The organism is Streptomyces sp. BE303 (assembly GCF_036290945.1).
In the GTDB taxonomy this organism is placed as follows: Bacteria; Actinomycetota; Actinomycetes; order Streptomycetales; family Streptomycetaceae; genus Kitasatospora.
Genome location: NZ_JAQYWZ010000470.1, coordinates 1 through 10,091 on the forward strand (window position 1 = coordinate 1; position 10,091 = coordinate 10,091).

8 protein-coding genes and 1 pseudogene are annotated in these 10,091 nt (G+C 71.8%); 1 reads left to right on the forward strand and 8 read right to left on the reverse strand.

Going from position 1 to position 10,091, the window contains the following annotated elements; all coding sequences use genetic code 11:
- Positions 1-242 precede the first annotated feature (242 nt).
- Both PUR56_RS09315 and PUR56_RS09320 read right to left on the reverse strand, forming a co-directional pair.
- The gene (locus tag PUR56_RS09315) at positions 243-1,457 is read right to left on the reverse strand and encodes a glycosyltransferase (RefSeq protein ID WP_329948529.1); all 1,215 of its coding nucleotides are present in this window, start codon (positions 1,455-1,457) and stop codon (positions 243-245) included.
- Positions 1,458-1,711: 254 nt separating this feature from the next.
- The gene (locus tag PUR56_RS09320) at positions 1,712-2,602 is read right to left on the reverse strand and encodes an ATP-binding protein (protein ID WP_329948530.1); all 891 of its coding nucleotides are present in this window, start codon (positions 2,600-2,602) and stop codon (positions 1,712-1,714) included.
- Between the two features lie 476 nt (positions 2,603-3,078).
- Between PUR56_RS09320 and PUR56_RS09325 the strand changes: the two genes are divergently transcribed.
- The gene (locus tag PUR56_RS09325) at positions 3,079-3,540 is read left to right on the forward strand and encodes a hypothetical protein (protein ID WP_329948531.1); all 462 of its coding nucleotides are present in this window, start codon (positions 3,079-3,081) and stop codon (positions 3,538-3,540) included.
- A 1,504-nt stretch (positions 3,541-5,044) separates the two neighbouring features.
- On the opposite strand, the gene PUR56_RS09330 is transcribed toward PUR56_RS09325, so the two are convergent.
- The 6 genes and pseudogenes from PUR56_RS09330 to PUR56_RS09355 all read right to left on the reverse strand — a co-directional run.
- Positions 5,045-5,683, reverse strand: a complete 639-nt coding sequence (locus tag PUR56_RS09330; protein ID WP_329948532.1) for a LutC/YkgG family protein — start codon at positions 5,681-5,683, stop codon at positions 5,045-5,047.
- On the reverse strand, positions 5,680-7,101 hold the full coding sequence (locus PUR56_RS09335; RefSeq protein ID WP_329948533.1) for a LutB/LldF family L-lactate oxidation iron-sulfur protein: 1,422 nt from the start codon (positions 7,099-7,101) through the stop codon (positions 5,680-5,682). The genes PUR56_RS09330 and PUR56_RS09335 overlap by 4 nt, the downstream gene beginning before the upstream one ends.
- Positions 7,098-7,859 carry a (Fe-S)-binding protein gene (locus PUR56_RS09340; protein WP_329874396.1) on the reverse strand — a complete coding sequence of 254 codons (762 nt, stop codon included), beginning with the start codon at positions 7,857-7,859 and terminating at the stop codon, positions 7,098-7,100. The genes PUR56_RS09335 and PUR56_RS09340 overlap by 4 nt, the downstream gene beginning before the upstream one ends.
- Positions 7,860-8,099: 240 nt before the next feature.
- Positions 8,100-8,807 carry a GntR family transcriptional regulator gene (locus tag PUR56_RS09345; RefSeq protein WP_329874394.1) on the reverse strand — a complete coding sequence of 236 codons (708 nt, stop codon included), beginning with the start codon at positions 8,805-8,807 and terminating at the stop codon, positions 8,100-8,102.
- Between the two features lie 137 nt (positions 8,808-8,944).
- Entirely contained in the window at positions 8,945-9,796 is an 852-nt protein-coding gene (locus tag PUR56_RS09350; RefSeq protein WP_329874392.1) for a fumarylacetoacetate hydrolase family protein, read from the reverse strand.
- A 102-nt stretch (positions 9,797-9,898) separates the two neighbouring features.
- Positions 9,899-10,091, reverse strand: a pseudogene (locus PUR56_RS09355) (hypothetical protein); the annotation flags it as partial.

Genomic DNA, 10,091 nt, shown 5'->3' on the forward strand with positions numbered 1-10,091 from the left:
CCTCTCATCAGCGTCTCCGACGACACCTCCGGGCCCGGTGACACCACCCCCCAGGTCATCTCTTCGACAGGGGGACACAGTCATGCCGGGGCCCGGAGGCCAGCGGCCCTCTTGCAGGACCGCGAAAAACATAACGGGGGCGATGGCGTTCGAATTGTTCGCGAGTTTCGGCAGCACCGGATGCGGCGGAGTGCCTCGGGCACCTTGGTACCGCAGCACGGTGGTGGAGCATTTCTCGGATTTCACCCGGCGTCCCCTGAGTCGATGTGGGCGAGCACCGTGGCGGCACCGTCCTCCGTGGCGATGCGTTGGGCGAGTTCGGCCGCGCGGCGGCGGTAGGCGGGATCGGATGAGCAGGCTGTGATCGCGTCGCCGAGGGCTTCGGCAGTGAGCTTCTGGAACGGCAGAGGCCGGGGGGCGACCCCCAGGCTGTGCAGTCGAGACGCCCAGAACGGCTGGTCGGCCATGACGGGTACTGGTACGGCGGGTACTCCGGCCCGCAGCCCGGCTGCGGTGGTACCGGCCCCGGCGTGGTGGACGACGGCGGCGCTGCGAGGGAACAGCCAGTCGTGCGGCACGTCGCCGATGGCCAGGACGTCGTCGCCGCAGCCATTCAGATCGGCCCACCCCGCCTGCACCACCGCGCGCACGCCTGCCCGTTCCACCGCCGTGGTCACCAGCTCACTGAGCCGTTCCCCCTGCCCTACCGCCATGCTGCCGAACCCGATGAACACCGGGGACGGACCCGAGCGGAGGAAGTCCACCAGTTCGGCCGGGGGTTGCCAGCCGTCCGGCCGTGCGGGCCACCAGTAGCCCGCCACTTCGACCCGCGGGGGCCAGTCCTCGGGGCGCGGCACCACCAGCGGGCTGAAGCCGTGGAAGACCGGCCGGATGTCCATCGGTGCCGAGGACGCGTCGGCCGGTAGCCCGAGGCGGGTGCGCAGCCGGGTCACGGAGCCGGCGAGGACGCCGTCCGCGTGCCTTAGCACTTCCCGGCCCGCGGCGAGGTTGCCTTCCGGTCCCAGGCCGTCGGTGTCCCGTGCGTTGGGCAGCGGGAACTGTCCGGTGGCGAACGATGGTGCGAGGTAGGTGCCGATGACGGGGATGTTGAGCGCTTCGCCGGCGGTCAGGCTGAGCGGTGACGGGCCGAAGGCGGTGAGCAGTAGGTCGGCACCGCCCGCAGCGGCCTCCGCCACGCCATCGGCGAGCCCGTCCGTGTACGCCCTTGTTCTTGCCTGGGCCTCCTCCCGTGACGCCGCCCGGGACAGGTCCCGGATCAGTCCCTGGGGGTCGCCCGGCACCGGACGGTAGTCCAGACCACACCCCGCGACGAGTGCGGCGAAGGATGGGTGAGCGGCCACGGCGACCTGGTGGCCGACGTCCAGCAGGCGCCGACCCAGGCCCGTGAAGGGCGCGACATCTCCACGTGAACCGGCAGTAATGATCAGAATCCGCATGCGGCGATTCTCCTGCGCCGATGCCGCCCGGTCACCGTCGCCGGGCCAAGGGGACGCCTCAGCGCGCCTTCGGCCGTATCTGACGAGGTCCGACAGCTGACCAGGCACGACTCCACTTTCGGGAAGCGATCGGCGGCGACTCGGGAAGGGGTCTTCGGGACGTGCTTCGCGATCCTGGTCAGCCGCACCCGTCAACACCTCAGTGCTGGTGCCGCTTGTCGGAGCCGTTCGGCTGATCCCGCAATGCCGTCAGGTCAGCGAGGCGTTCCGGGTGACCTCCCGGGCGTGGCGCGGGACCGCCAGGCGTCGCTGGGCCTGGCGGTCCTGCGGCTGGCCGAGCAGAGGTCGTAGCTCCAGTCGACGGTGGCGCGTAGCGATTGGTGGCAGGGGGTGGTGTGGTGTTGGCGGCGGGTGAGGAGTTGGTGGTGCTCGTTCTGGCGTTGGAGGAGTTCTTCGACGGACAGGGTGTGGACGCGGACGGCGGCGAGTTCGATGGCCAGGGGCAGGCCGTCGAGGTGGCGGCACAGGTCGGCCACGGCCTGTGCGTTGTGGGGTGTGAGGGTGAAGCCTGGGGCGGCGGCGGCCGCGCGGTCGGCGAACAGGACGACGGAGTCGGCGTGGGTCCCGCCGGGATGGGTCCCGTCGGGGTGTTCGTCGGGGAGGGCCAGGGGTGTGACGGCGAAGACGCGTTCACCGGCGATGTCGAGGACCTCGCGGCTGGTCGCCAGCACGCGGACGCCGGGGCAGGCCGCCAGCAGGCCGGCGGACAGCTTCGCGCACGCGCCGACCAGGTGCTCGCAGTTGTCCAGGACCAGCAGCGCGCGCTTGTCCCGCAGGTAGTCGGTCAGCAGCGTGGTGGCGTCGGGGCCCATGGTGCGCAGGCCCACGGCGTTGATCACGCTCTGTCCGACCTGGTCCGGTTCGCCGATCTCCGCGAGCGGCACCCAGTACGCGCCGTCGTGGAAGGCGCGCCGCACCTCGCGGGACAGTTGCAGGGCCAGGCGGGTCTTGCCCACACCGCCGGTGCCGGTCAGCGTCACCAGACGCGAGTCGGCCAGCAACCGCTTCAGCTCGGCGAGCTCGGAGCGGCGACCCACCAGGCTCGTCACGTCGGCGGGGAACCCGCCGTCCGTCAAGGCGCCCATACCAGCGAGCGTAGTCCAGCCCCGGCCTCCGCGCGCTCGCCGACCGATCCCATGAACAGAGCCGGTCCCTCGGCGTCTTGCCGCTGAGGGATATCCCGTGCAGGACGGGAGTGTGGACGAGGTGCCGGCACGCGCTTGGGGTGGTCCCTCACCGGCGACCCCGGCCTTCGTGATCGCCGGGGTCCTGACCCAAGGCCTGTCCTTCGCCGTGCCCCGACAGCCGCACCGGTGAACCGGGCGGGTCCGCCGGGTGGTCTGAAGGTTCGTTCCCCCTGGTTCGTGCCCCCTGAACGGACCTTCACAGGCGCGCGGGTGTGAAGGTCGTTCATCCCTGCCGCGGGGTGGGCAGGGTGTGGGTGTGAGTGGAACGGAGTGCGGCTTCGACGCGGCCAGGCTGCGTGCGGCGCGGACGGCGGACGGCGGCCGGGGCGTCGGCGGCTCGGATCATGCGGGTGACCGGGGTGTCGGAGCGCGCTGTGTCTTTCTATCTCGCGGGCTCGCGGGTGCCGCGCCCGGAGCATCTTGTTCTCCTGGCCGCCGCCGTGGGTGTCGCGCCGGCGGACCTGTGTGTCGTCGACCAGGAGCGCCTCGCGCATCTGCGGGTGTTCACCGGCCGCAGCCGCGCGCGGATGGCCACGGTCCTGGGCATGGCCGAGGCCACCTACCGGGAGCTGGAGAACACCGGCCACCGCGGCCGGGCCGCCCGCGCCCGCTACGACCCGGACCAGGACCGGACACTTCCCTGGCAGGAATGGGCGGCGCCCCTGTTCGGCGTCACCCCGGAGCGCCTGGCCGCCGCCGAGCAGCGTACCCGGGAGCACTGCCGGGCCGAGCGCGAGCGGCGCTGGGCGAGGATGGACGAGCGCGACCGGGCCCGTGTCGCCGCCGTCGAGGTAGCCGGCCGACAGACGCGGGCGATCCTCCACCCCGAGGGCTGACCGGCCCCACCGGAGCGGGACCTACCAGTCGGTGCCGGCCCGGCCGACGGGGCGGGCGGCGCGGCCGGACACGGGCGTTCGGATCTTCCCGGCCCGCCGCGAGGGTTGCCGGGACCGTGGACGGCGGTGACCCTACGGTGGCCGGTCGTTGGGCAGCGGTGAGCACCGACCACCTCGCCCGGATCGAGCGGGCGACCTGTGCCGCGACCGGGACGGCGAACGACCTCCCCGACGCGTTGCTGGACGCCGAGGCGTTCCCGGCCAGGTCCGCGCCCGCCGTCCTGGAAACGCTCGACATCCTCGTTCCTGGTCGAGGGCCGGCCCGGGCGCGTCGTGTTCGCCGTACGCCGACCCGACCGGAGCCTGGCCGGCTGGATGGAAACGGGCGACGACGGCCGGACCACCTACGTCAACGGCCGGGCGATCATCGACCCCGACGTCGGACGCCCTGGCTCGCCCAGACCTCCCATCACGCGGTCACCCTCCTGACCGCAGCCCTCGGCCGACGCCCCACCTGATCCCCGCCTACCCCCTGGAGTCCGTAGCGGCCGACCGACGACGTCACCGGTATACCCGACACCACCGGTGAGCTGTGCCACGATCCCCTCCTCATCGGCCGCACCCGCACCCGCCCCCGCCTGCCCGCACGATCGATGGGGACCAGGACCACGCACACGAAAGGCCGGCCCTTGCAGCACCGCAAGGACCCCGCAATGACCACCTGCACACGCTGCACAGCCCTCGTCGAACTCATCCCGCAACGCCCCGGCAACTGCCCCGGCTGGCCCTGCCACGCCCGGCCGCGGCCCGAGGCCACCGCCCGCCTCGAAACACTCCTCCAGCCCAGCCACCCCGACCCCGCGCCCCGCAACGCCCGGCCACCGATCAGGCCCGCCACCTCCACCGAGCTCCCACCGGCCCGCACTTCCCGATGCCCGGCTGGCTGCGCCCCCGCAGGCGTCCGGCCGCCCGGATCCCCGTCCAGGGCGTCGCCGTCGTCCTGGTGACTGGGGCCGTCTTCGGTCGTTGAACCGGGCAGAGCGCCCCGACCAGGGCGCGCGGTGGTGCCCTGCTCCACGCCCGACGCCCTGACACCCCCCTCGGCGCCGGGTCCGCGCGGCACCGTCCGCAGGGGCGGCCGGACGTACGCACCGGCTGCCCCCGAACACGCGGAAGGCCACCACGGAGGTGTGCCGTCAGGTAGGCGCGGATCTTCCAGGGGGGGGAGTGGATCTGCATAGTTGTCGCGAGGCGCGGCTGAGGTCGCGGCATCGCGTTCGGGTAGGGCATCGCGGGTTCGTCCGTGCCGAGCAGGGGCCGGGCAGGCTCCGCCGGTAGGAGGCGGCGGTTGGCCGAGGTGGCAGGAGCCTGATGCGCTTGCCATGAGCGAGGGTCCGTCTCCGCTTTCACGGGTCACCCCGGAGGCTGGGGGCGGTTGATCCTTATGCCGGCAAGGAGTGGTGGTGTCGGGTTCCCGGGGCTGAGGTACGGCAACGCGACCGGGCTATGCGGCCTGGTCGGTGATGACCACCTCCAGCGTGCGGGGTCCGTGGACCCCTTCGACGCGGTCGAGTTCGATGTCGCTGGTGGCGGAGGGGCCGGAGATCCAGGTGAGTGGCCGGGTGGGTGTCAGCAGGGGCAGGGCCTGGGGGAGAGAGGCGACGATCTGGTGGGCGCCGATGACGCAGATGTGGTGGTCGGGGACGAGGGTCAGTGTCCTGTGGCCCTGTCCGGGGCCGCCGTCCAGGACGATGGTGCCGGTTTCGGCGATGGCCAGCGCGCATCCGGTGATCACGGTGTCGACCCGCTCCAGGAGCGCCGGCGTCCGCGCGGGGGCGTCGCTGTCGCCCAGGATCGTCGGGGGAACGCGGGACAGCCAGGCCCCGGGGAGTCCGGTTGCGGCCACGACGGTGCGTGCTCCGCGTCGTTCGAGGAGGTCGGCGAGGAACTGGGGAAGGTCCGTGGTGGGGCACCGGTGCACGATCGCCCGGTACTCGGTGAGGTTCTCCGCGAGGAGGTCGACGATCCATCCCGGGTCGTCGCTGGTGTGGCTGAAGGCGTAGGCGCGGGTGAGCGGGGCGGGTTCGGGCGCGTCGGCCACGGCGGCGCGGATGCGGGCCAGGATCGTGTCGCGGGTGTTCATGCGCGGTTCCTCTTCCACCAGGTGCGGAACGGTTCGGCGGGGACAGGGGGGAGGTCGCGGGTGTCCGTCCACGCCCTGGCGGGGCCGCCCGGGCGCCGGGGGTGCGCCTTGCGGGTGCCGGAGGCGAGGCGCAGGGCGGCGGTCATGGCCGCCGGGTGGTCGAGCAGCCAGGTGGCGGCCTTGACCGTCGCCCGTTCGGCGGTGTGCCCGCCGGTCTGTTCGACGACCCGCTCGCGCAGGTGCACCAGGACCTCGGGGATGTCGATGGCGACCGGGCACACCTCGTAGCAGGCGCCGCACAGGCTGGAGGCGAAGGGGAGGGAGGCATCGATGTCGCTGGTGACGCCGCGCAGTTGGGGGCTGAGGATGGCGCCGATCGGTCCGGGGTAGACGGAGCCGTAGGCGTGTCCCCCGGCTCGCTCGTAGACCGGGCACACGTTCAGGCAGGCGGAGCAGCGGATGCAGCGCAGGGCCTGGCGGCCGACCTCGTCCGCGAGGGTGTCGGTGCGGCCGTTGTCGAGCAGGACCAGGTGGAAGTCGCGGGGGCCGTCCCCGTCGGTGGTGCCCGTCCACATGGAGGTGTAGGGGTTCATGCGTTCGGCGGTGGAGGAGCGCGGCAGCAACTGGAGGAACACCTCCAGGTCCTGCCAGCGGGGGAGGACCTTCTCGATGCCGACGACGGAGATCAGTGTCTCGGGGAGGGTCAGGCACATCCGGCCGTTGCCCTCGGATTCGACGACGACCAGGGTGCCGGTCTCGGCGATCATGAAGTTGGCGCCGGAGACGGCGACCTTGGCCCGCAGGAACTTCTCCCGCAGGTGCAGCCGGGCGGCTTCCGCGAGTTCGGCCGGGCGGTCGGACAGCCCCTCGGGTGCGGGGCGTCCCCATGCCGCCATGTTCTCGGTGAAGATGTCGCGGATCTCACCGCGGTTGCGGTGGATCGCCGGCACCAGGATGTGGGACGGCCGGTCGTCGGCGAGCTGGACGATGAGTTCGGCGAGGTCGGTCTCGTAGGCGCGGATCCCGCGGGCCGACAGCGCTTCGTTGAGGCCGATCTCCTGAGTGGCCATCGACTTGACCTTGACCACCTCGCTCTCACCGGTCGCCTCGACGAGATCCGCGACGATGCGGTTCGCCTCCTCGGCGTCCGCGGCCCAGTGCACCGTGCCCCCTGCTGCGGTCACCTTCTCCTCCAGTTGCAGCAGGTAGGTGTCCAGGTGGTACAGGGTGTGGTCCTTGATGCGTTTGCCGGCCTCCCGCAGCTGTGGCCAGTCCGCCAGTTCATTCACGGCGGCGGCCCGCTTGTCGCGGATGGTGTGCGTGGCGTGTCGCAGGTTGCGCCGCAGACGCTCGTCGCGGGTGGATTGCTTCGCGGCTTCGGGAAAGGACGGCATGCCCAGATAGGTCGCGCCGCTCATCGGGGGCTCCAGGGGTCGTCGACGGTGCTGGCGAGGATCTCCGCGAGGTGCAGTGGGCGCAGGGGCGCCTCCTGGCGTCGGAGCAGGCCGTCAAGGTGCATGAGGCAGGAGTTGTCCGCGCCGCACAGGAAGTCGGCGCCGGTGGACAGCGCGTTGGTGATCTTGTCCTGCCCCATCGCGGCCGAGACGTCGGCGTTCTTCACGGCGAAGGTGCCGCCGAAACCGCAGCACTCCTCGGCTCCGGGCAACTCGGCGAGCCTCAGCTCCTTCACCTCTTCGAGGAGCCGGCGCGGCCGTTCCCCGAGGCCCAGCGTGCGCAGCCCGTGGCAGGAGGGGTGGTAGGTGACGGTGTGGGGGAAGTGTGCGCCGACGTCGACGACGCCGAGGACGTCGGTGAGGAACTCGGTCAGCTCGTAGGTGCGAGCTGCGAGGGAGCGCGCGCCCGCCTCCAGGCCGCTGTCACGTCCTTCGGCGGATGCCTTGGCGGCGATGCGTGGGTAGTTGTCGCGGACCATCGCGGCGCAGGAGCCGGAGGGGGTGACGACGTGGTCGGCGTCGTCGAAGGCGTCGATCATGCGTTTGAGCAGGGGCTCGGTGGCGGTGCGGTAGCCGGTGTTGAACTGTGGCTGGCCGCAGCAGGTCTGCGCGAACGGGAACGTCACCTGGACCCCGAGGCGCTCCAGCAGCTTGACGGTCGCGATCGCGGTGGACGGATACAGGGCGTCGTTGATGCAGGTGACGAACAGTGCGGCACGCATGTGGTTCTCTCCTTTCGGCCCGTGGGCCGTGCGTCGCCGCCCGGGCGCGGCTGTCGATGCGCACGGCGCCTCGAAAACGGAGTCCAGGGGGTGCGGGCGTGCGGATCGGGCCGGCCGTTGTCTACGGTGCCGCTGCCGGGGCCTTCGAGGCGGCGTTCGGTTCTGCGGGGCGGGCTTCACGTGCCGGCCGGCGAGGGGGGATGCGAACTCCCGATCGCCGTAGGTTGCGCCCTGCCGCGATCAGGGCCGCGTGTCGTCCCTGAGCTGGCGCTGGAGGCTGTGGGTCAGGTGGTCCGTCATGGCTTCCGCCGCACGATCGGGCTTTCCCCGCAGGACGGCCCGTATGACGCGTTCGTGTTCCTCCAGCGTGGGGTCCTCCGTGAACCTGACGCTGGCGAGCCGGAAGACGTGGAGGTGCGCGTGGAGACGCTCGACCGCGTCGGCGAGCAGCGGGCGGTGCGCGGCCAGGGCGATCGCCTCGTGGAAACGTTGGTCCAGGGCGGCGAAACCGTGATAGTCGGCGTACCGTCCGGTCGGTCCGGGGTGCCCCCGCATCTCCTCCATGATCCCTTCGAGGGCGTCGAGGTGTTCCTCGGTGGCGTGGTCGGCCGCCAGCGCCGCCGCTCTGGGTTCGAGCAGCAGACGCATCTCGAAGAGTTCCTCGAGTCCCTGGCGGGTCAGCAGCTCGGTCGCGCGGTAGCCCGACAGGGACCGCTTGACCACCAGACCGTCCGCCTCCAGTCGGGCCAGGGCCTCACGTACCGGCGTCGGTGACACGCCGAGGCCGCGGGACAGGGCTTCGATGCCGACCCGGGCGCCGGGGGCGATCTCATGGTCCATGACCATGGCCTTGATCTTCTCGTAGACGCTGTCGGAGAGGACCTGCCGCACCGGGGGCTTCGCGTCCGGTTCCTGTGCCCCGGCCGCGGAACTGGCGTGCGGGGGCATGCGGTCTCCTGCGATCCGGGGCTTGTCGGTGTCCCCGCAGTTTAGCGAGACCACGGCGGCGAGTGGGGCCGCGTTCGCTGCGAGGGGGGCCTTGGGGCTGTCGGGCCGGTCCGGGCCGGGGTCGTCCAACATGGTCATCACGCCTGTCCGAAGGTCTGCCGCTGTGTTCCGAGTCCGTCGATCTCGAGTGCCACGGTGTCTCCCGCGCGGAGGTAGGGCGTGCCGGGGAGTCCCAGCGCGACTCCTGCGGGGGTGCCGGTGTTCACCACGTCGCCGGGTTCCAGGACCATGTACTGGCTGAGGTACCAGACGATGTGGTCCACGCCGAAGATCATGTTGTCGGTGTTGCCGTTCTGCCGCTGCACGCCGTTGACGCTCAGCCGCAGGCCCAGATTCTGGGGGTCGGTGATCTCGTCGCGGGTCACCAGCCACGGTCCGAGCGGGTTGAACGTCTCGCAGGACTTGCCGAGGTCCCACTGCGGGGAGAGTTCGAGCTGGTACGCGCGTTCCGAGACGTCGTTGCTGATCGCGTAGCCCGCGATGTGGCCGCCGGCTTCGGCGGGGGTGTCCAGATAGCGCGCCCGCCTACCGATGACGACGGCCAGTTCCACCTCCCAGTCGGTCTTCTGCGATCCGCGCGGGACGAGGACGGTGTCGTACGGGCCGACGACGGTGTCGGCCGCCTTCATGAAGACGACGGGGCGCTCGGGCGGTTCGGCTCCCGTCTCCTCGGCGTGGTCGCGGTAGTTCAGCCCGATGCAGACGACCTTGCCAGGGCGGGCGATCGGCGCGCCGACACGCAGGCCGTCGCCGTCCAGGGGCGGCAGCTCACCGGCGGCCAGCGCCCGTGCGGCGCGGGCGATCCCGTCCGAGGCCAGGAACGCGCCGTCGATATCGCCGGTCAGCGGGGTGAGGTCGTACAGCCGGCCGTCGCCCGCGAGGACCGCCGGGCGTTCGCTGCCGGCGGGGCCGAGGCGTATGAGCTTCATGGGTGTCCCCCTGGGGATGGTCGGCGGTCCGCACGGACCGGGTGTGTGAACGCGATGTCTGTGGGTGACGAGCCGGCCCGATCGTCGGGCCTGTGGAAGGCGTTACGGGCCGCAGCGCCCCTGTACCGGTAGCCGGGCGGTGGACCGCGGTCGAGGCCTCAGCCGGTAGACGCGGTCGGCCGTGCCCCCGAGGACCAGGGCCTGATCGTGGGCGTGGAGTCGGGAGATCAGGCGGCGTGTGGTGTCCACGACGGTGGTGTAGTCGGCGGCCAGGGTGCACACGGGCCAGTCCGAG